Origin of the sequence: Mesorhizobium sp. M4B.F.Ca.ET.214.01.1.1, from assembly GCF_004791545.1 — a bacterium.
Lineage (GTDB): Bacteria > Pseudomonadota > Alphaproteobacteria > Rhizobiales > Rhizobiaceae > Mesorhizobium > Mesorhizobium abyssinicae.
The window spans coordinates 18786-40245 of record NZ_SRUX01000014.1 but is presented as its reverse complement, the minus strand read 5'-3'; the positions used below and the strand labels follow the sequence as shown (position 1 = coordinate 40245).

The 21460-nt window shown below is 66.1% G+C and carries 19 protein-coding genes; 10 read left to right on the top strand and 9 right to left on the bottom strand.

What is annotated here, in order from left to right; translation table 11 throughout:
* Positions 1-55 precede the first annotated feature (55 nt).
* The 4 genes from EN857_RS25035 (at position 56) to EN857_RS25020 (ending at position 5474) form a co-directional block, all read left to right on the top strand.
* On the top strand, positions 56-1297 hold the full coding sequence (locus EN857_RS25035) for a sugar ABC transporter substrate-binding protein (protein ID WP_127310637.1): 1242 nt from the start codon (positions 56-58) through the stop codon (positions 1295-1297).
* Positions 1298-1691: 394 nt separating this feature from the next.
* Positions 1692-2621 carry a sugar ABC transporter permease gene (locus tag EN857_RS25030; RefSeq protein ID WP_127394074.1) on the top strand — a complete coding sequence of 310 codons (930 nt, stop codon included), beginning with the start codon at positions 1692-1694 and terminating at the stop codon, positions 2619-2621.
* On the top strand, positions 2621-3478 hold the full coding sequence (locus EN857_RS25025; RefSeq protein WP_127287052.1) for a carbohydrate ABC transporter permease: 858 nt from the start codon (positions 2621-2623) through the stop codon (positions 3476-3478). Before EN857_RS25030 ends, EN857_RS25025 begins: the two co-directional genes overlap by 1 nt.
* 28 nt (positions 3479-3506) lie before the next feature.
* On the top strand, positions 3507-5474 hold the full coding sequence (locus EN857_RS25020) for a glycoside hydrolase family 127 protein (protein ID WP_135859295.1): 1968 nt from the start codon (positions 3507-3509) through the stop codon (positions 5472-5474).
* Between the two features lie 9 nt (positions 5475-5483).
* On the opposite strand, the gene EN857_RS25015 is transcribed toward EN857_RS25020, so the two are convergent.
* The 4 genes from EN857_RS25015 to EN857_RS25000 form a co-directional block, all read right to left on the bottom strand.
* Entirely contained in the window at positions 5484-6284 is an 801-nt protein-coding gene (locus EN857_RS25015; RefSeq protein ID WP_127284925.1) for an endonuclease/exonuclease/phosphatase family protein, read from the bottom strand.
* Positions 6285-6308: 24 nt separating this feature from the next.
* Positions 6309-7769, bottom strand: a complete 1461-nt coding sequence (locus tag EN857_RS25010) for a phospholipase D-like domain-containing protein (protein ID WP_127393509.1) — start codon at positions 7767-7769, stop codon at positions 6309-6311.
* Between the two features lie 180 nt (positions 7770-7949).
* Complete coding sequence (locus EN857_RS25005) at positions 7950-8219, bottom strand: hypothetical protein (RefSeq protein WP_245493417.1); 270 nt, start codon at positions 8217-8219, stop codon at positions 7950-7952.
* Positions 8220-8310: 91 nt separating this feature from the next.
* The gene (locus tag EN857_RS25000) at positions 8311-9060 is read right to left on the bottom strand and encodes a DUF899 family protein (RefSeq protein WP_127393508.1); all 750 of its coding nucleotides are present in this window, start codon (positions 9058-9060) and stop codon (positions 8311-8313) included.
* A 111-nt stretch (positions 9061-9171) separates the two neighbouring features.
* Between EN857_RS25000 and EN857_RS24995 the strand changes: the two genes are divergently transcribed.
* The 3 genes from EN857_RS24995 (at position 9172) to EN857_RS24985 (ending at position 12323) form a co-directional block, all read left to right on the top strand.
* Positions 9172-10410, top strand: a complete 1239-nt coding sequence (locus tag EN857_RS24995; RefSeq protein ID WP_127393507.1) for a helix-turn-helix domain-containing protein — start codon at positions 9172-9174, stop codon at positions 10408-10410.
* Between the two features lie 37 nt (positions 10411-10447).
* Entirely contained in the window at positions 10448-11104 is a 657-nt protein-coding gene (locus EN857_RS24990) for a glutamine cyclotransferase (protein ID WP_127284934.1), read from the top strand.
* Positions 11105-11222: 118 nt separating this feature from the next.
* The gene (locus tag EN857_RS24985; protein ID WP_187331446.1) at positions 11223-12323 is read left to right on the top strand and encodes a glycosyltransferase family 4 protein; all 1101 of its coding nucleotides are present in this window, start codon (positions 11223-11225) and stop codon (positions 12321-12323) included.
* A 19-nt stretch (positions 12324-12342) separates the two neighbouring features.
* Here the strand turns inward: EN857_RS24985 and efp are convergent, their stop codons facing one another.
* Positions 12343-12912 (bottom strand): elongation factor P, encoded by a 570-nt coding sequence (gene efp, locus EN857_RS24980; protein WP_127284938.1) that lies wholly within the window; start codon positions 12910-12912, stop codon positions 12343-12345.
* A 129-nt stretch (positions 12913-13041) separates the two neighbouring features.
* Between efp and epmA the strand changes: the two genes are divergently transcribed.
* A complete protein-coding gene (epmA, locus tag EN857_RS24975; RefSeq protein WP_127284936.1) occupies positions 13042-14094 on the top strand; it encodes an EF-P lysine aminoacylase EpmA in 1053 nt (350 codons plus the stop codon).
* On the opposite strand, the gene EN857_RS24970 is transcribed toward epmA, so the two are convergent.
* The 4 genes from EN857_RS24970 to EN857_RS24955 are packed head-to-tail and all read right to left on the bottom strand — an operon-like array spanning position 14091 to position 18440.
* A complete protein-coding gene (locus EN857_RS24970; protein ID WP_127284937.1) occupies positions 14091-14918 on the bottom strand; it encodes an ABC transporter permease in 828 nt (275 codons plus the stop codon). The two genes, epmA and EN857_RS24970, sit on opposite strands and share 4 nt — an antisense overlap.
* 3 nt (positions 14919-14921) lie before the next feature.
* On the bottom strand, positions 14922-16202 hold the full coding sequence (locus EN857_RS24965; RefSeq protein WP_127393393.1) for an ABC transporter permease: 1281 nt from the start codon (positions 16200-16202) through the stop codon (positions 14922-14924).
* A 7-nt stretch (positions 16203-16209) separates the two neighbouring features.
* Positions 16210-17253 carry an ABC transporter substrate-binding protein gene (locus EN857_RS24960; RefSeq protein WP_187331445.1) on the bottom strand — a complete coding sequence of 348 codons (1044 nt, stop codon included), beginning with the start codon at positions 17251-17253 and terminating at the stop codon, positions 16210-16212.
* 5 nt (positions 17254-17258) lie between these two features.
* Positions 17259-18440 carry an ABC transporter ATP-binding protein gene (locus tag EN857_RS24955; RefSeq protein ID WP_135859294.1) on the bottom strand — a complete coding sequence of 394 codons (1182 nt, stop codon included), beginning with the start codon at positions 18438-18440 and terminating at the stop codon, positions 17259-17261.
* 286 nt (positions 18441-18726) lie between these two features.
* Between EN857_RS24955 and EN857_RS24950 the strand changes: the two genes are divergently transcribed.
* Together EN857_RS24950 and EN857_RS24945 are read left to right on the top strand one after the other, a co-directional pair.
* Positions 18727-20115 (top strand): PLP-dependent aminotransferase family protein, encoded by a 1389-nt coding sequence (locus tag EN857_RS24950; RefSeq protein ID WP_127394258.1) that lies wholly within the window; start codon positions 18727-18729, stop codon positions 20113-20115.
* Between the two features lie 7 nt (positions 20116-20122).
* A complete protein-coding gene (locus EN857_RS24945; protein ID WP_135859293.1) occupies positions 20123-21373 on the top strand; it encodes an FAD-dependent oxidoreductase in 1251 nt (416 codons plus the stop codon).
* The last annotated feature ends 87 nt before the right edge of the window (positions 21374-21460 follow it).

Sequence of the window (21460 nt, the reverse complement as noted above, 5' to 3'; positions counted from 1 at the left end):
GGCGCGATCTGGGAGAGCGCCGCAATAGGGAGGAGAACCAATGAGGAGGAGAACCATGAAGACCATGATTGCCGGGCTCGCGCTCGCCGCGAGCATTTTTGCTCTGCCTGCTTTCGCCGCCGACACCGCCAACATCTGGGTGCGCGCCGACGGCTCGAACTTCATGCCGCGCATCGTCGATGCCTTCAACAAGGGCCACGAGAACCAGATCAAGCTCGACATCATCCCCAATGCCGAGATCATCCCGAAATACGGGGCGGCCGCCGCCGGCGGCACCGCGCCCGACGCGCTCTCGCTCGATCTCATCTACACGCCGTCCTTCTCGGCCGCCGGCCAGCTCGAGGACATCACCGACTGGGCGAAGTCGCTGCCCTATTTCGCCAGCCTGTCGCCGGCGCATGTGAAGACCGGCACCTACAAGGGCCGCATCTACGGCCTGCCGTTCTCTGCCGATAGCTCGGTGCTGATCTGGAACAAGAAGCTGTTCAAACAGGCCGGGCTCGATCCGGAAAAGGGCCCGACCAACTGGGCCGAGATCGAGGCCGACGCCGAGAAGGTCAACGCGCTCGGCGGCGACATCAAGGGCTTCTATTTCTCCGGCAATTGCGGCGGCTGCAACATCTTCACCTTCACGCCGCTGATCTGGGCTTCGGGCGGCGACATCCTCTCCGAGGACGGCTCCAAGGCGACGCTGGACAGCCCGCAGCTGCGCGGCGCCATCGACCTCTACCGTTCGATGGTCAAGAAGGATCTGGTGCCAGCCGGCGCGCAGACCGACACGGGCGCCAATTTCTTCGCCGCCTTCGCCGCCGGCAACATCGGCATCTCGCCGTCCGGCGCCTTCGCCATCGGCGCGCTCAACACGCAGTACCCGAATGTCGATTACGGCGTCACCTTCCTGCCGGGCAAGGATGGCGGCTGGTCGTCCTTCGCCGGCGGCGACAATTTCGTCGTCACCAAGGGCACCAAGAAGCTCGCCGTGGTGAAGGAATTTCTGGACTTCGCCTATTCGCTCGAAGGCCAGACGCTGCTCGCCAAATACGGCAGCCTGCCGGTGCGCGGCGACATCGCCAAGGAGGCGCTGAAGGACCTCGACCCGCGCTACCAGATCGCCGCCGAGGCGATGGCCAAGGGCAAGACGCCCTATACGGTGGTTTTCAACGACCTGATCAACTCCGCCAACGGTCCGTGGACGCAGATGGTCAACGAGGTCTTCTTCGGCGACGATGTCGACGGCGCGATTTCGAATGCGCAGGAGACCATGCAGTCGATCATCGACCAGGCGCCGCAGAAGTAGCGCCGCCCTCAACCTCCCCTTGAGGGGAGGTCGGACCCGCAGGGTCCGGGTGGGGTCGCCCCGGCAGTGCTCGACGCCATCTCCCCGTCGGCGCGCGTCGCGGCGGACCCCACCCCCGGCCTTCGGCCGGACCCTCCCCTCGAGGGGAGGGGGACGCAGCGCCAAGCAGGACTATCGCGTTGAGAAAGCACTCATCTAACCGGAATGCCGCGGGACGCAGGCAGTTAGGCTCCCCCTTCTCCCCTTGTGGGAGAAGGTGTCGCCGAAGGCGACGGATGAGGGGTGCTCCAGCTTGGCAAGGACGGCGATCCTTCGCGCACCCCTCATCCGTCTCGGCGCTGCGCGCCGATCCACCTTCTCCCACAGGGGGAGAAGGGGAAGTGAGTGCTTACCCATGACCACCATAACCGCAGAAACCGCAGCCCCCGCGCGCCCGCGAAAGCTGGTCGGCGCCGGGCGTCGGCAGTGGATCGGGCTGCTCTATGTCGCGCCGGCGGTGGCGCTGGTCACGGTGTTCTTCATCGTGCCGCTCGGCATGACGGCGTGGATGTCGCTGCACAACTGGCCGCTGATGGGCGAGCATTCCTACATCGGCCTCGGCAACTACTGGGCGATCCTGCGCGACACGCGCTTCTGGAACGCGCTGCGCTTCACCGGCTGGTACACGCTGGTGGTCACGATCGCGATCTTCGCCGTCGCCTTTCCGCTGGCGATCTTCATCGAGCGGCCGCGGGCGATGACCAATGTCTACCGCACCGCCTTCTTCATGCCGGCCGTCATCGGCTTCGCTTCGGCGAGCCTGCTCTGGTCGTGGCTCTTGAACGTCGATTCCGGCCTGTTCAGCCCGGCCGCCTACGCGCTCGGCCTGACCGAGAAGAAGTTCAACCTTCTGGCCACCTTCCAGCCGGCATTCTGGTCGATCATCGCCATGGTCGTGTGGAAGGTCGCGGGCTTCACCATGATCATCCTGATGACCGGCCTGCAGTCGATCCCGTCGGAACTGCAGGAGGCGGCGATGATCGACGGGGCAGGGCCGTTCGCGCGCTTCCGCGCCATCACCCTGCCGCTGATGCGCCGCACGCTGGCGCTGGCGCTGATCCTGTCGGTCGCCGGCTCCATCCTCGCCTTCGACCAGTTCTACATCATCCTGCGCGGCGGCCCGCGCAACCAGACGCTGACCGCCGTCTACTGGATCTTCAACCAGTCCTTCGTGTCGTTCAAGCTCGGCTACGGCGCCGCACTTTCGATGATTCTGCTTCTGATCCTCGTCGTGCTCAGCCTCGTCCAGCTCTGGCTGCTGCGCAAACCGGAGGGGGTCGACTGATGGCGCAGGCGCGCAGCCGCAACAGCCGCATCCGGCTCGGCATCGCCGAGCACTTGACCGGCATCATCGCCTCGCTGCTGTTCCTGGCGCCGATCGTCTGGACGGTGCTGTCGGCCTTCAAGCCGTCGCAGGAGGCGCGCCAGCCGCCGCTGCCGCCATGGCCGACCACCGGCTTCTCGGTCGAGAATTACGGCACGCTCAACACTTTCGGCGACGGGCTCTGGCTGCCGGCGCAAAACAGCATCTACGTCTCGGTGATGACGGTGGTGTTTTCCGTCATCGTCAGCGTGCTTGCCGGCTACGGCTTCTCGCGCTTCCGCTTTCCCTTCAAGGACCTGCTGTTCGTCATCATCCTGTCGACGATCATGATCCCGTTCCAGTCGATCCTGACGCCGATCTTCCTGGTGCTGACCAAGGTCGGCCTGCACAACACGCTGACCGGGCTGGTCTTCGTCTATGTCACGCTGCAGCTGCCGTTCTCGATCTTCATGATGCGCAACGCCTTCGACGCGGTGCCGCGCGAGATCGAGGAGGCCGCCCGCATGGACGGCGCCAACAACGTCACCATGCTGCTGCAGGTCATGCTGCCGCTGGTCTGGCCGGGCATCGTCACCATCGCGCTGTTCGCCTTCCTCGGCGCCTGGAACGAGTTCCTGGCCGCGCTCGTGCTGATGACCGACCAGTCCAAGTTCACCCTGCCGATCATGATGACGGCGCTGCAGTCCGGCCGCTTCGGCGCCATCGACTGGGGTGCCGTGCAGGCCGGCGTCACCGTGATGATGGTGCCGTGCCTGATCCTCTTCCTGGCGCTGCAGCGCTTCTACATCCGCGGCCTGATGGCCGGCGCCGTGAAATGACGACAGCGAAATTGAATGGAGCAAGCCGATGACCAACGCCCAGAACACCGGCAGGCTGAGCCTCGCCTTCCGTCCGCTGCCGGTGCCGCAGGTCGACGTGCGCGGCTTCTGGGGCGATCGGGTCGATGCGGTCGCCGCGCGCACCGCCGAGATCCTCTACGAGCGCTGCGTCGAGGCCCGCATGCTGGAGCAGATCGACCCCGACCGGCCGTCGCCGGGCGTCGTCATCCCGTTCCATTCGCCGTCGCCCGACGAGGCCGCCAATCCCGGCTTCACCGGCTCGACGGTGACGACGCAGATGTTCTGGGACTCCGACTGGGGCAAGACCATCGAGACCGCCGCCTATTCGCTCTACCGGCGTCGCAACGATGCGCTGGAGAAGAAGATCGACGCCGTCATCGATCTCTACGGCAGGCTGCAGCAGCCCGACGGCTACCTGTCGAGCTGGTACCAGCGCATCCAGCCCGGCCTGCGTTGGACGAACCTGCGCGACTGCCACGAGCTCTACTGCGCAGGCCATCTGATCGAGGGCGCCGTCGCCTACTTCCAGGCCACCGGCAAGCGCAAGCTGCTCGACATCATGTGCCGCTATGTCGACCACATCGCCAATACTTTCGGTTCCGGGCCCGGCAAGAGGAAGGGCTATTGCGGCCATGAGGAGATCGAGCTGGCGCTGGTCAAGCTGGCGCGGGCGACCGGCGAGCAGAAATACATGGATTTGGCAAAGTACTTCATCGACCAGCGAGGGCAACTGCCGCACTATTTCGACGAGGAGGCGCGCGCCCGCGGCGCCGACCCGAAGGCCTATCATTTCAAGACCTACGAATACAACCAGTCGCACAGACCGGTGCGCGAGCAGGACAAGGTCGTTGGTCACGCGGTCAGGGCGATGTACCTGTTTTCCGGCATGGCCGATGTCGCCACCGAATATGGCGACGATACGCTGCGCGCGGCGCTCGACCGGCTGTGGGACGACCTGACCACCAAGAGCCTCTACGTCACCGGCGGCCTCGGCCCGTCGGCGCACAATGAAGGCTTCACCAGCGACTACGACCTGCCCAACGAGACCGCCTATGCCGAGACCTGCGCCGCGGTCGGCCTGGTGTTCTGGTCGAGCCGCATGCTCGGCATGGGGCCGAACGCGCGCTACGCCGACATGATGGAGCGGGCGCTCTACAACGGCTCGATCTCCGGCCTTTCGCTCGACGGCTCGCTGTTCTTCTACGAGAACCCGCTGGAAAGCCGCGGCCGGCACAATCGTTGGAAATGGCACCGCTGCCCGTGCTGCCCGCCCAATATCGGCCGCATGGTGGCGTCGATCGGCAGCTATTTCTACGGCCTCGCCGACGACGCGCTGGCGGTCCATCTCTATGGCGACTCGACCGCCCGCTTCGAGATATCGGGCAAGCCGGTGAGCCTGGTCCAGACCAGCAATTATCCCTGGGACGGCGCCGTCTCGATCCGCGTCGAGCCGCAGGCGCCGGTCGCCTTCACCTTGCACCTGCGCGTGCCGGCCTGGTGTCGCAAGGCGGCGCTCAAGGTCAACGGCAAGGCGATGGCTCTCGATGCCGCATCGAGCGACGGCTACGCGGCGATCCAGCGCGAATGGCAGAAGGGCGACCATGTCGAGCTCGACCTCGACATGTCGATCTCCCGCCTCTTCGCCAATCCGGAGGTGCGCCAGGACATCGGCCGTGTCGCGCTGGCGCGCGGCCCGCTGATCTACTGCGTCGAGGCGACCGACAATCCCGGCCAGTTGCACCGCATCAGCCTGCCGCGAACGGCGGAAATCGAGGCGCATCACGAGCCGAACCTGCTCGGTGGCATCGTCACGCTGTCGGCCACCGGCAGAAGGGAGGCGTCGGAGGATTGGCGCAACGGCCTCTACCGCGCCGAGCCGCCGGCGACGGAAGAAGCGAGGGTGAAGGCAGTTCCCTACTACGCCTGGGACAACCGCGATCCCGGCGAGATGCTGGTCTGGCTGCGGGAGGGCTGAAGGCCGATCTTACAGATGCACGAAAGCCGTGAGCGGCAAATGATCCGAGGCGACCCGCGACAGCGGCGTGTCGTGCGCTTCCACCGCCGAGACCATGTCGTTGCGGTTGCCCATGATCCTGTCCAGCGCAAGCACCGGCAGGCCTGAGGGAAAGGTCGGCACCGCCGGCGGCGTGTGCCCGAATGTGGTGTGCAGCGTGTTGAGCGCCGAGCGGTTGCCGAGCCGCCATTCGTTGAGATCGCCAAGCAAAAGCGTCGGCCTCTCGTCGGCGCTGCTCATGATGTCGAGCACGACGCGCGCCTGTTCGGAGCGCGAGCGGCGCAGCAGGCCGAGATGGGCGGCGATCACGCGCAGCGACCGCTTCTCGTCGAGATCGATTTCGGCGACCAGCGCGCCGCGCGGCTCGAGCCCCGGCAGCTTGATCTGGTGGACGTCGCGCACCGTGCCGCGTTTGAACAAAAGCACATTGCCGCGCCAGCCATGGCCCTTGCCGTTGCCGGACACCGGCACCGGCACCAGCCCGGTTTCGTGTTCGAGCCGCGCCAAATCGAGCAAGCCGGCGCGGTCGCCGAAACGGTTGTCGGCCTCCTGCAGGGCGATGACGTCCGGGCTGATTTCGCGGATGACGCGCGCGGTCCGTTCGGGATCGAATTTGCGGTCGGTGCCGATGCATTTGTGGACGTTGTAGGAAGCGACCACCATCTCGGGGCCGTCGACCCGCTTGCGCGGCGTCGCCTTTGCCTTCCGCGCCTTTCTGTGGCGGATCGACAGGAGCACGGTCTCCGGCAGGTTGCGTCCGTTTATCTCCATGGTCCTGCTGCTCTGTTCCTTGCGCTATAGATAGGGCGATCCCAGCCACAGCAACCGGTCGAAGACGCGGATGAAGAAGGGGCGGGCCTTCAACGTCTCAAGCGTCACCGGCTGCGCGGAGGCGATGGCCGATCCGATGCGTGCCTCGATCTCGGCGGCAAAGTCCGCATCAAGAACCTCCATGTCGATCTCGAAATTCAGCCTCAGCGACCGGGCGTCGAGATTGGAGGAGCCGATATAGGCCCAGACGCCGTCGATCGCCATCAGTTTCGAATGGTCGAAGGCGCCTTCGTGGCGCCAGACCCGGCAATAATGCTTCAGCACCTGGTCGAACTGCGCCGTCATCGCGCGGTCGACGAGGAAGAGGTTGTTCACCGCCGGGACGACGATGTCGATCTCGACACCGCGCCGTGCCGCCGTGGTCAGCGCGCTGATCAGTTCGCGGTCCGGCAGGAAATAGGGCGACATGATGCGGATCGATTTGCGCGCGACGGAGAACGCCCCCATCAGCAGCTTGTGGTTGGTTTCGTTCGAGGCATCCGGTCCGCTCGCCACCGCCCGCACCAGCATCGGCTGGCCGGGCGCCGACAAGGGTGCCGCCACCTGCCAGGTCTCGCCCTTCAGGGCCTCGTTGCCGGCGAAGCGCCAGTCCTCCGCCGCGACCGCGAACAGGTCGGCCACCACCGGCCCTGTGACCTTGAAATGCGTGTCCCGCGAACTGTCGGAACCGGCGAATTCGGCGGAGAATCCCTTGCGGATGTTCATGCCTCCCGTGAACGCCACCGTGCCGTCGACGATGAGGATCTTCCTGTGCGTTCTCAGATTGGCATAGGGCAGTCTCAGGCCCATGACGATGTTGCCGTTGAAGAGGTCGGTGGTGACCTCCGCCTCCTTGAGCTGTTTGAGGATGCTGGGCACGGAGTAGCGCACGCCGACGGCGTCGATCAGCACGCGCACGGCGACGCCGCGCCGGACGGCGCGGCCGAGCGCTTCGACGAACAGCTGTCCGACGGCGTCATTGTCGAAGATATAGGTCTCGAGCAGCACGCTGCGCTCCGCGCCGTCGATGGCGTGGCACATAGCGGCATAGGCCTCGTCGCCCGTTTCCAGGACGGCGATCGCGTTTCCTGAAGTCAGAGCGCGGCGTGCCACCCTGTCGCCCAACGTCTTCAGCCCGACGAAGCGCTGGCCGTACTCGGCCGTGATCAAATCCTCGGCGGCGATGTCGCGCTCCTGCTTGGCCAGAGCCGCCTCGCCGGAAAGCGGCCGCATGGCGCTGATCGTCGCGCGACGGATGCGGTTGATGCCGGCGATGGCGTAGATGATCGCGCCGAGGAAGGGCGACAGCAGCATCACGCCGACCCAGCCGGTGGCGGCGCGCACGTCTTCCTTGGTCATGATGGCGTGGACGATGCCGACGGCCGCCATCGCCAACGAGAGGATCAGGATAAGCTCGGACCAGTGACTCGCGATTGCCTGCAGCATCGGTCCGACTATTGTGCGTGCGGAAGCGGAAGGCAATGCGGTTGGTGGGACAGGTCGAGGACACGCTCTTGGCGAGACCTGCTAGGCGCAAACCGGTGGTGATCTCGTGCTTGTGGCGGGTCATGCGCGAGAAGGCGATGAACTCGAAGTGACGATTGGCGTCCGCAGACGCGGCAGAATTCAGCTGCGCCTCGCCACCAGCCGCAGCCAGGGTGTCAGGTGGAAGCCGGCCATCAGCAGATACATCGGCACCATGCCGCTGAGCATGGAGGCGCCGGGGCCGGGCATGCACATCATGTCGTGGCCGCCATAGGCGGCGGTCAGCAGCGCCATGACCGCGAAGGTCGGTGCTGCCGCCAGGCAGAGCCAGTCGGCGAGGCCGAAGCCGCTCAAGTCGTTGGGGCGAGGGGAATCAGCCGCCGCAAGGGCGCCGTCGTTTTCGCTGCTCATTGTATCCACTTTCCAAGGTGTAAGGGCCGTCAAGGCCCGATCGGGGATCGGCTCTGGCGGTGCGGCTAGCACCGCCAGAGTCGCTTCGCGCTCAGGCGTCCTTGTTGCGGAAGGCCGCTTCGCCGACATCCGACACCTCGACCCATCTCTGGTCGGGGGCGGCGCCCTCTTCGTAGTTGTCGTGCCAGTTCCACCATTTGTAGGTCTGGGTCTGCGGATAGCCCTCGGGCGAATCCTCCCATACCTCCTGGCGGCCGAGCGGGGTGACGTCGAGATAGCTCCAGACGGTGCCAAATGCCTCGTCGCCGCGATTGTTGATGAAATAGGTGCGGAAGATTCGACTGCCGTCGTGGATGAACACGTTGTGGCCGTGCCATTCGTCGACGCCGAAATCCTTATCCCAGCTGTCGGTGATCGTGTACCAGGGCATCTCCCAGCCCATCCGCTTCTTCAGCCGCGCGATGTCGGCCTGCGGCGCGCGCGAGGCATAGGCAAGCGTCGTGTCGCGGGCGTTGAGATGGGCAACGTTGCCGACCATGTCGGCGCCCAGCGAGCAGCCGCGGCAGGCATGTTCCGGCCAGCCATAGACGCCGGGCTCGAAGAATGCGCGGTAGACGACCAGTTGGCGGCGGCCTTCGAATAGGTCGAGCAGGCTTGCCTTGCCGTTCGGGCCGTCGAACATATAATCCTTCTCGACCGCCATCCATGGCATGCGGCGGCGCTCGGCGGCGAGCGCATCGCGGGCCCGCGTCATCGCCTTCTCCTTCACGAGCATCTCTTCATACGCGCCTTCCCAGGCCTCCTGCGAAACGATCGGCGGTGTCTTCATGTGTTGGGTCATTGCTCTTGTCCCATTCTTTCGGTTTGGTTGGGGTGCGAGGACAGACATAGGGCCGGATGGCGCGATGATGAGAGTTACAAGTGTGACGGGATTTGCGCCGGCGGGCCCTGCATGGACTCGCTGATCACCGCAGCCGGCCGCGCGCTCGCGGCGGGTGATCCGCTCGGCGCCTTGAAGCGGGTCGCACTGCGCGACGACGCGCCGGCGCTGGCCTTGCGCGGCATTGCCATGGCCCAGCTCGGCGATCTCGAGCGGGCAAAGGCGCTGCTCAAAAGCGCTGCCCGCGCGTTCAGCCCGAAGGAAACGGTGGCGCGCGCGCGCTGCGTCGTCGCCGAGGCAGAGATCGCGCTTGTGTCACGCGATCTCGGCTGGCCGGAAAAGGCGCTGCGGACGGCGCGAGCGACACTTCAAGCGCATGGCGACCGTGTCAATGCCGCCTATGCGGGAAGCCTGGAAGCGCGCCGCCTCATCCTGATCGGCCGCCTCGACGAAGCCGAACGCCTGCTTGCCGGCTTCGACCCCGCGCCACTGCCGCCGGTCGCGCGCGTCGCGCATGAGCTTGCGGCCGCCGGCATCGCGGTCCGGCGCCTGAGGACAAAGGCGGCGCGGGCCGCGCTCGGCCGGGCAGCGCTCGCCGCCTATGAGGCGAACATACCGGCGCTCACGACCGAGGTGGAAAACGCTTCGCTGGTGCTGAAGATGCCCGCCGCGCGGCTCATCGCGCAAGGTTCCGAGAGACTGCTCCTGCTCGAAGAGGTCGAGGCGCTGCTGGCCTCGCAGGCGCTGGTCGTCGATGCCTGCCGCAATGTCGTGCGCGAGGCGGGCGCGGTGGTTCAACTGGCGACGCGGCCGGTGCTGTTTGCGCTGGCGCGCACGCTTGCCGAAGCCTGGCCGGCGGACGCATCGCGGGAGGCGTTGCTCAGACGCGCTTTTCGCGCCAGGCATGCCGATGAATCGCATCGCGCCCGGCTGCGGGTCGAGATGGGCCGGCTGCGCGCCGAGCTCGGCGCATTCGCCGAGCTCGGCGCATTCGCCGAGATCAACGCCACGGCCCAGGGCTTCGAGCTGGCCCCGCGGCGCGCCCGCGAGGTCGTGGTGCTGGCGCCCCCTGTCGAGGAAGAGCACGGCGCGGTGCTCGCCTTCCTGGCCGACGGCGAGTCATGGTCGAGCTCAGCGCTGGCGATCGCGCTCGGCGCCAGCGCGCGCACCGTGCAGCGGGCGCTGGAAGAGCTTTCGGGGCAACACAAGGTGCAGCCGGTCGGCCGCGGCAGGGCCCGGCGCTGGATGACGCCGCCGATGCCGGCATTCCCGACTGTGTTGTTACTCCCAGGTCCGTTGCCCAGCGACTAGGTTAGTGGCGAGATTGTTCAAATCGATGGAGATCAAGATGAAACGAGCCGCCGCCGAAATCCTGCGTGAATACGGGCCCTTTCCCGGCGTCAAGACCGTCGCCGGCGTGACCTTCGACGGCGAAAAGGTCTGGTTCGCCTCCGGCGACAAGCTCAACGCGCTCGATCCCGAGACCGGGGCGACGCTGCGCTCGATCGATGTCGCCGCGCATGCCGGAACCGCCTTTGACGGCAAGCACCTCTACCAGATCGCCGAGGACCGCATCCAGAAGATCGAGCCGCAGACCGGCGAGGTGGTCGCCACCATTGCGGCCCCCGGCAATGGCGGCGACTCCGGCCTGACCTGGGCGGAAGGCTCGCTCTGGGTCGGTGAATACCGTGCCCGCAAGATCCATCAGATCGATCCCGAAACGGGCAAGGTGATCCGCACCATCGAGTCCAAGCGCGTCGTCACCGGCGTCACCTGGGTCGACGGCGAGCTGTGGCACGGCACCTGGGAAGGCGATGAGAGCGATCTGCGGCGTATCGATCCCGGCACTGGAGAGGTGCTCGAGATGCTGGAGATGCCGGCTGGAACCGGCGTGTCCGGGCTTGAGTCGGATGGCGGCGGCTGCTTCTTCTGCGGCGGCGGCAACAGCGGCAAGGTGCGGGCGGTACGCCGCCCGGTGCACCCCTCCACGGCGGCGAACAAATAGCCGGCGAAGCCGAAGACGCGTTCAGAACTTCGTGATCGAGGCGCTCGAAGCGCGCCTCGAGCTTGCCAGGCCTCTGAAAGAAAAGATAAAAGCAGGAAGGCTTTGGGGAAGTATCTTCATGCGTTTCGGCATGGCGATCAGCAATCTGTCGTCTTTCGGCGGGCTGCAGCGCGATTGCCTGTCGATTGCCAGGCACGTCGCCGCCGCCGGCCACGACGTCACCATCCTGACCACGGAAATACGTGGCGCGATCGATCCGGGCTGCCAGGTCCGGATCGTCAAGACCACCAACCCCACCAATCCCGGCCGCGACGTGGCGCTGGGCGCGGCACTCGCCGCGCAGCGGCGCGACTTCGACCGCATCGTCGGCTTCAACAAGCTGCCGATGCTCGACATCTACTATTCCGGCGATCGCTCCTACGCCAAGGTCAAACAAGGTGCCTGGCGCACCTTCTCGCCGCGCTACCGCACCCAGATGCAGCTCGAGCAGGGTTGTTTCGCGCCCGGCGCCCGCACCAGCCTGATCATGCTCAGCGAGCGCCAGCAGAGCGAATACCAAAGCATCTGGAAGACGCCGGACGGCCGCTTCCGGCGGATCTCGCCGAACCTCGACCCGGCGCGGCGGATGCCGCATTTGCGGAGCGACGGAACGCGCGAGCGCATGCGGGCGGAACTAGGCATCGGGGCGGGGGCAGAGACCTGGCTGTCGATCGGCTGGGCGGCATGGGTGAAGGGGTTCGACCGCGTGGCGCGCGCTCTTGAGGCATTCCCCGACTGCGTCTGGCTGGTCGCAGGGATCGCCGCCGGCACTCCGATGGCGGGCCATGTGCTGCGCGGCGTGCCGCGGCAGCTGCGCGGCAACATAAGATTCCTCGGTTTTCGCGATGATATCCCCGCCATCATGGCGGCGGCGGACCTGCTTGTTCACCCAGCGCGCATCGAGACCACCGGAACGGTCATCGTCGAGGCGCTGGCCAACGGGCTGCCGATCATCCTCACCGAGACCTGCGGCTTCGCTCATCTGGTGGAGAAGGCCGATGCCGGCCTCGTCATCCCGGGCGCGTGCTCGCGCCGTGACCTGATCGCGGCGATCAGCCGGGGCAAGGCGCCGGGCCGGCTGCAGTCATGGTCGTCGAATGCGCGGATCTTCGGCGCCGATCCGGCCCTGTCGCGCGGTCACGAGGAAGCGGCCCGCCTGGTCGCCGGCGAGCTCTGGTAGGTCTGGACTCGTCCTGAACTCAGTCCTTGGCGCGCTCGACGTAGGAGCCGTCGGCCGTCATCACCACCACGCGCGTGCCGGCGGAAATGTGCGGCGGCACTGCCGTGCGCACGCCGTTGGAAAGCACCGCCGGCTTGTAGGACGAGGACGCCGTCTGGCCCTTGGTGACCGGCTCGGTGTCCACCACCTCGAAGGTGGCGCGTTGCGGCAGCACCAGCGCGATTGCGATACCGTTGAACTGTGACACCTGCACGGGCATGCCTTCCTGCAGGTAGGGCGCGGCGTCGCCGACCACGCTTTCCGTCACCGCCACCTGATCGTAGGTCTCCGGGTTCATGAAATGGAAGCCTTCGGCGTCCGAGTAGAGGAAGGTGTGCTCGCGCTCCTCCACATACGCGCGCTCCACCTGCTCGGTGGTGCGGTAGCGTTCCGAAACCTTCACCCCGTCGCCGATGCGGCGCATGTCGAGCTGCGTCACCGGCGTGCCCTTGCCAGGGTGGATGTTTTCGGCAAAGAGGATGACATAGAGCTTGCCGTCCTTATCGACGACGTTGCCTTTGCGTAAGGAGCTGGCGATGACCTTGACCACAGTGTTCAATCCCAATCGAGTTTCTTGGCCTGAGAATGCTGCTTGCCACAAATCGGCAACGGCGGCCATCCCGCGCGCCCTAGCGCATCTCGCGCCGAACCGCCAGCCTTCCCGGCGATTTTCCCGCCCATGACCGGCGCTTCCCCCTGGTGGACGCCCGATGTCCATGCCGATCGCCGGCCGCGGCTGATCGCCCGCAACGCCATCACTGCGGCGCTGCGCGGCTGGTTCGGCGAGCGCGATTTCATCGAGGTGACGACCTCGGCGCTGCAGGTTTCGCCTGGCAACGAGGCGCATCTTGCGGCATTCGCCACCGAGGCGATCGGGACGGACGGCGCGCGCCAGCCGCTCTATCTCCACACCTCGCCGGAATTCGCCTGCAAAAAGCTGCTGGCCGCCGGCGAACGGCGCATCTTCAGCCTTGGCCCGGTCTGGCGCAACCGCGAGCGCGGCCCGTTGCATCATCCGGAATTCACCATGCTCGAATGGTACCGGGTCGGCGAGACCTATGAGAGCCTGATGCGCGACTGCGCCGAATTCCTGGCGCTGGCGGCGGAGAAGGCGGGTGCCAGGACCTTCCGCTTTCGCGGCCGCGAGGCCGACCCTTTCGCCGAGCCGGAGCGGCTGAGCGTCACCGAGGCCTTTTCGCGCCATGCCGGCATCGATCTTCTCGCGACGGTGGCAACCGATGGCGGCACCGATCGCGCCGCCCTTCACGCAGCCCTGATCAGGGCAGGCATACGCACCGCCCCCGACGACAGCTGGGCCGACCTGTTCAGCCGGGTGATGGTCGAGAAGGTCGAGCCGGCGCTCGGGCAGGGGCGCGCCACCATCCTCTATGGCTACCCGGCCTCGGAAGCCGCGCTTGCCAGGCCGAGCGCCGAGGATCCCCGCGTCGCCGAGCGCTTCGAGCTCTATTGCTGCGGCGTCGAGCTCGCCAACGCTTTTGGTGAACTCACCGATCCGGCGGAACAGCGCCGCCGCTTCGCCGCCGAGATGGACGAGAAGGAGCGCATCTACCAGGAGCGTTACCCGATCGACGAGGATTTCCTGGCGGCGCTTGCCAGCATGCCGCAGGCGAGTGGCTCGGCGCTCGGCTTCGACCGGCTGGCTATGCTGGCGACCGGCGCGACCAGGATCGACGATGTGATCTGGACGCCGGTGGCCGGGGCACCGATCTAGGGTGCGGTGCCCGGCCGTTTCTGACCGCGCCGCGCCAAAAGATTGGCCACCACCAGAAGCACGATCGACAGCGCCATCATCAGCGTCGCGGCGGCGGTGATCGCCGGGCTGAGCTTTTCGCGAAGGCCGATGAACATTTCGAGCGGCATGGTGCGCTGGCCGGCGCTGGCCAGGAACTGCACGACCACGACCTCGTCGAAGGAAGTGACGAAGGCGAAGGCCGCGCCAGAGAGCACGCCGGGCAGGATCAGCGGCAACATCACCCGGAAGAACGAAGTCAGCGGCTTAGCGCCCGAGATCGCGGCGGCGCGCATCAGATTGCGGTCGAAGCCAGTAAGGCTCGCGCCCACCGTCACTACGACAAAGGGACTGGCGAGCGCGGTATGCGCGAGAATAATGCCGGCATAGGTGCTGGCAAGGCCGATGCGCGCATAGAACAGGTACGAGCCGACGGCGGTGATCACCACCGGCACGATCAGTGGCGACAGAAGCAGCGGCATGACGATGCGGCGCCCCGGGAATTTCTCGTCCGAGAGCGCGATTGCCGTCAGCGTGCCGAGCGTGGTTGCGATCAGCGTCGTGCCGAAGGCGACGATCAGGCTGTTGCCGATCGCCGACTGCCAGCGCTGGGTGCCGAGCACCACCTCGTACCAGCGCGTCGAGATGCCTTCCAGCGGGAAGATGAAGAAGGCGCCGCTGTTGAAGGAGAGCGGCACCGGAATGAGGATCGGCACCAGCAGGAACAGGATGACGAGCCCGCACCAGATCCACAGCAGGGTGATGCGGATGCGTTCGCCGGTTGTGGGGTAGGGAGACAACAGCATGGGCTACACCAGCTTTAGGCGGTCGAGGCCGAGGATGCGGGCGAAGATGCCGAACAGCGCCAGCGTGAAGACGAGCAGGATGAAGCTCAGCGCCGCCGCCATCTCCCAGTTCAATTCGACATTGACGTAGTTGGCGATGAAATTGCTGATCAGCTGGTCGCTGGCGCCGCCGATCAGCGCCGGCGTGATGTAGTAGCCCAGGCACAAGATGAAGGTGAGCAGGCAGCCGGCCATGACGCCCGGAAACACCTGCGGAATGTAGACGCGGCGGAAGGCAGTGAAGGGCTTGGCGCCGAGCGAATAGGCGGCCTTCATCTGCGAGGGCGGGATCGTGCGCATGACGCTGTAGATCGGCAGTAGCGTGAACGGCAGCTGGATATGGGTCATGGCTATGATCAGGCCGATACGGCTGTACATCAGGTCGAGCCGTTCGCTTGCGACGCCGATAAAGAGCAGGAAGTCATTGACCAGCCCGAATTTCTGCAAAAGGACCGTCCACGCGGCTGTGCGCACCAGGATCGAAGTCCAGAACGGCAAAAGCACCGCAACGATCAGGATGGCCGCCAGCCCCTTCGGTACGCTGGCGATGAGATAGGCCAGCGGAAACCCCAGCAGCAGCGTGGCCAGCGTCACCGCGGCGGCGACGAAGAAGGTGCGCAGGAACACCTGCACGAAAATCGCCTGCTCCGGCGGCACCCGCTCGATGCTGCCATCGGCATTCCAGCGCAGGTCGAGGGCGCTGAGCAGATAGAACGAGGTGAGGCTGTGAGTGCCGTTCCGGATCGTCGGCCAGGTCGACGGCGCTGACCAGAACGGCAGCGATTTCACGGCGTCGAGCGCGGCCTGGCCGTCGGCGCTTTCGAGCTTGCGCGCCGTCTTCAGCACCTGGCTGCGCGCGCCGGGCAGGCGGGCGTTGAGGCTTTTTGCCAGCTCATAGGCCGTGCCCTTGGCCTGATTGTCCTTGAGGTCCGCCGCGAGCGCCGCGAAGGCATCGTCACCCGGCAGGCCCTGGCCGTTCCAGCCGCCCAGGGCCACGGTCGTCTTGGGCAAAGCATCTGCGATTGTCGGATCATAGACGGCGCGCGACAGCAGGAGCACGATTGGGATGCCGAAGCTCAGCCCCAGGAGGATGAGCAAAGGCGCCGCCAGCAGCAGCGTGCGCAGCCGGTCGCCGAATTCGGCGCGCCGGAGCGCCGCCGACACCGATTTCAGGTCGGCGTCGGCGGCTGACCGGCCGCGGGCCAGCGCGGGCCGGTCGAGTTCGCTGGGCTGGAGCGCCGACATCTCTCGCCTACTGCGCAAGCCAGGCGTTGAAGCGCTTGACGAGGTCCTCGCCATAGTCGCCCCAGAACTCGGTGTCGGCAACCAGATAGGCGCCGCTCAAGTGATCCGGAGCGTTCGGCAGTTTCGGCAGCGCGTCGGGAGCGACGAAGGACGCCGCGTCGGTGCGCACCGGCCCATAGGTGATGTAGCTGGCGAGCTTGGCGTTGTTTTCCGGCTGGCTGATATAGGCGAGGTATTTGTAGGCCAGCTCCGGATTCCTGGCGCCCTTTGGAATGGAGATCATGTCGTATTCGAGGATCTGGTTGTTCCAGACGATCTTGAATGGCTTCTTGTCGTTGTCGATGGCGTTCTGGATGCGGCCGTTCCAGGCGGTGGTCATCACCACTTCCTGGGAAGCCAGAAGCTGCGCCGGCTGCGCGCCGGCATCCCACCAGACGATGTCCTTCTTGATCGTGTCGAGCTTCTTGAAGGCACGGTCGACGCCCTCCGGCGTGGCCAGCACCTTGTAGACGTCTGCCGGCGCCACGCCGTCTGCCATCAGCGCCCATTCGAGGTTCTGCGCCGGGAACTTGCGCATGGCGCGCTTGCCGGGGAATTTGGTCGTGTCGAACAGGTCGAGAACCGAGGTTGGCGCTTCTTTCAGCACGGTCGGATCGTAGGCGAGGATGTCGCCGTAAGCGTCGAGACCGACACCGCAATCGAGCGCCGAGCCTTCGATGAACTTGTCGCGCGGCCCGATCTTGGAATAGTCGAGGCGTTCGAGGATACCGGCGTCGCAACCCTGCAGCACGGTCGCCGTCTCGACCGTCACCAGGTCGATCGGCACGTTGCCGGTCTCGACCATCGCTTTGACCTTGCCGAGATCGCCGAGATACTCCTGCTCGAGGATCTTGGCGCCTGTCTCCTTGCTGAAAGGTTCGAACCAGGCCTTGCGTTGCGCGTCCTGCCAGGCGCCGCCGCTCGCCATGATCGACAGCTCGTCGGTGAAGGCGGCGCCGGCGATGGTCATCGAGGCCGTGGCGGCCGCGAGCGCGAGAAGAGTCTTCCTCATGAGTGTCATTTCGTTTTCCCCTGTTTTGGAATGGCACCGCCCGATCCGGCATCGGCCGGAAAGGCGCGGCAATCATTGGACGCGCAGGAGACCGTCACGGTCTCGCCGTTTGCCATCGTCGATTCGGGGCCGACCTTGACGGTCAGCACCTGGTCGCTGGCGAGCCTGGCCAAAAGGCGCAGGTGGTCGCCGAGATAGATACGCCCGTCCACAGTGGCGGGCAGGGCATTGCCGCCGGCCGCCGTCGGCGTCAGGGTCAGCCGCTCCGGGCGGATGGCGACGTGGCAGGGAGCGCCCTGCGCGACGCCGATGGCGAGTGCGGTAAGCTCGCCGCCGCCATTCAGCCTGACGCGGCATTCTGCGCCGGAGACGCGATCGACCACGCCTTCGAGCGTGTTGTTCTCGCCGATGAAGCTCGCCACGAAAGAGCTCTGCGGCGCGTTGTAGAGATCGTCGGGCGAACCGAGCTGGACGATGCCGCCATTGTTGAAGACAGCGACGCGGTCCGACATCGTCAGTGCCTCGCTCTGGTCATGCGTGACGTAGACAATGGTGACGCCGAGCATGGTGTGGATTTGTTTGATCTCGAGCTGCATGTGTTCGCGCAGCTTCTTGTCGAGCGCGCCGAGCGGCTCGTCCATGAGCACCAGGCTCGGCTTGAACACCAGGGCGCGGGCAAGCGCCACGCGCTGCTGCTGGCCGCCGGAAAGCTGGGTCGGCCTGCGGTCGCCAAATTGCCTGAGCCGCACCATGTCGAGTGCGCTCGCTACCCTGGACGCGATATCGGCCTTGCCGACCTGCCGGACCGAGAGCGGGAAGCCGACGTTCTCCTCGACCGTCATATGCGGGAACAGCGCGTAGTTCTGGAACACCATGCCGATGTTGCGCTGATAGGGCGGCAAGCGGTCGACCGGCTGGCCTTCAAGCGTGATCGTGCCATGCGTCGGCCGCTCGAAGCCGGCAAGCATGTTGAGTGTCGTTGTCTTGCCGGAGCCGGAAGGACCAAGCAGCGTCAGGAATTCGCCGCGCGCAACGGTGAGGTTCATCCGCGTCACCGCGAAGGTCCGTCCGTCGTAGGATTTTTCGACATCGGCGAATTCGACGAAACCCTTGCCGACGGGATCTGCTTGCGTGGCGGGCGCGATCGTGGCCGCCGCGGCCGGCAATGCGGCCTGGCGGGCGCTCATAGTCCGCAATCCTTGATGCGGCTGAGATGCGGCTTGCGATCCATGCCTCGTCCTCCCGGAAACCGGCCTGCTGCCCGGCAGGTCGTGCGACTTGTATGGTCACACAATTAACCTGAAATCGACCATAGATGCAGACAACTTTGTCCGTCAAGTCGATTTTTAACGAATTGTGTGAGATTTCTGGCAGGGCGTCTTGCGATTGTGCGTCAGACAAGCTCTATTGTACGGAGTATTGTCTTATGCTAGATGCGCCAACAGTGAGACATCAGCCGTAGTCGAATCCCGTATGCTCCAAGATCTTCGCCTCGCCGACGACGAAAGTCCGGTCTACCGCCGTCTTGCCGATGCGATCGCCGAACGCATCGCCGCCGGCACGCTCGCTGTCGGTGACCGGTTGCCGCCGCAGCGCGAGATCGCGCGGGCGCTGGGCATCAATGTCACGACCGTCACGCGGGCCTTGTCGACCCTTCAGGAGCAGGGGCTGCTCGAAGCGCGGCCCGGGCGCGGCACGACGGTCGCCGCCCGTGACGCCGGCGAAAAACCGGGCTTCGTGTCGGCGCCGAGCGACCAGAGCGGCATCATCGACCTTTCCGTAAACCGGCCCGCCACATCGGCCTATCTCGATGCGGTAGCAGCACTCTTGCCGCGCCTGTCCAAGGACCGACACTACACCGCGCTGCAGGATTACCATCCACCGGAAGGACCGCTCTGGGCGCGAGTGGCGGTGGCCGACTGGTTCACATCCGTTGCCGGCGATGGCGACCCCGGCCGCGTCGTGCTGGCTGCCGGGGCCCAGCATGGCCTGGACTGCCTGCTCGGCGCCGTCACCCGGCAAGGCGAGGTGGTGTTGGCCGACGAGGTGACCTACCAGGGCATCAATGCGCTGTGCCGCGTGCACGGGCTGGACCTCAGGGGCATCGCCATGGACCGCGGCGGCATGCGTCCCGACGCTTTCGACGCCGCCTGCGCGCAACTGCGCCCGCGCGCCGTCTTCCTGGTGCCGACGCTGCACAATCCGACGACGATCACGCTGAGCGAGGAACGCCGGCGCGATCTCGCCGCGGTCGCCAGGCGCCACAACGTGCTGATCATCGAGGACGACGTCTATCGGCCGCTTGCCGACGATCCGCCGCCATCCTTCGCCAGTCTCGAGCCGGAGCTGACGATCCATCTCGGCGCGCTGTCGAAATGCCTGGCGCCAGGCCTGCGCCTGGGCTTCGTCATCGCCCCGCGCCCCATCGCCGGCCAGGTAGCGGCGGCGCTGCGCATCAACTGCTGGAGCATCAGCCCGCTGACGGCGCTGATCGGCGCAAGGCTGATCGAGGAAGGCTCGGCCGCCCGCATCATCGAGATCCAGAAACAGGAGCTGCGCCAGCGTCAGGCCATCCTCAGCGAAATCCTCGGCCGCTTCGATATCCAGGCGCATCCGACGTCGACCCATGCCTGGCTGCGCCTGCCTGAACCCTGGCGCGGCGCGGGCTTTGCCCGCACTTGCCTGGAACGCGGCGTCGCCGTGCTGCCCGGCGATGCCTTCGCGGTCGGCCGCGAACCGGTCCAGCACGGCGTGCGCATCAATGTCGGCGCGGCACGTTCGCAGGAGGATCTGCGCACGGCGCTCAGCACAATGGCCGAGTTGCTCGCGGCCGGTCATCTGCAACTGCCGGGTTTTGTGTAGGTCATCGGTGGCAGCGTCCAGGACAGTCGAGATCGCCATCATTGGCGTCGGTGTCGTCGGGCTGGCGACAGCGTTGCGGCTTGCTGGCGAAGGCCGTGAGGTCCTGCTGATCGATCCCAACGAGCCGGGCTCGGGCGCCTCGTTCGGCAATGCCGGGACGCTCGCCGAATACGCCTGCATGCCCGTGGGCAATCCGGCCGTCCTGCGCGCCTTGCCGAAACTGCTGCTCGATCCGGACAGTCCGTTTTCGATGCGCTGGGCAGCACTTTTCCAGTTGGCGCCATGGCTGGTGCGCTTTGTCAGGCAATCGCTTCCGGCGGCCACCCGCGCCAATGCAGTGGCGCTCGCCGGGTTGCTGGCGGAAGCCTTGCCGGCCTGGGAGGAAATGGTGCAGGAGGCGGGCCTGCAGGACCTCTTACGCCGCAAAGGCTGCCTCTATCTCTATCGACGCGAAAGCGATTTCGCCGCTGGTGCCGGGGGCAGGGCGCTGCGCGCCGGGTTTGGCGTTCATCAGCAGGTGCTGGATGCGGAAGAGGTGGCCGCGCTGGAGCCCGGCCTTCCGGCGACGGGAGCGCGGGGCCTCTATTTCCCGGACTCGATGAACGTCACCGATCCCGGGACGCTGATGCGCCGATTGCTCGATGCCGCGACCACGCGCGGGGCGATGAGGGCCAAGGCTGAGGTCACCGGGTTGCAGCCCGAGGGAGGCGGTATCAGGCTGAGCGGTCCCGATATTCAAATCAAGGCGGGCACGGTGGTAATCGCCGCCGGCGCTCGTTCGCGCATCCTGGCAGCGCAGGCCGGCGACAAAATCCCTCTCGACACCGAGCGTGGCTACCATCTCGAATTCCCCACAGATGCTCCGCCGCTCAATCGCCCGGTCTGTCCTGTCGATCTCGGTTTCTACATGACGCCGATGGCTGGCCGGCTGCGGGTCGCTGGCACGGTCGAGCTCGGCGGGCTTGCCGCGCCGCCAAATCCGCGCCGGCTGGCGCTGCTCGATCGCGGCGTCAGGCAGTTCTTCCCCAACCTTGGCCAAAACTCGTCCGAATGGATGGGTTTTCGTCCGTCACTGCCCGATTCCCGGCCGGTCATCGGCCGTTCGCGCGGCAGTTCCAGGGTGATCCACGCCTTCGGCCACGGTCATCTCGGCCTGACCTTGGCGCCGATCACGGCACGTTTGGTTGCGGCACTGATCGGCGGCACGGTGGATGCCTCTCGGCTGGGTCCTTTTGCCGCCGATCGCTTCAGCGCCTGATAGAGGCCAACGCTCCGCCCTCTTGCATCCAATCCTCCCCATCACAATGATGGCGCGATCGCCGCGTATTCCGGCGTGGCGATCGGC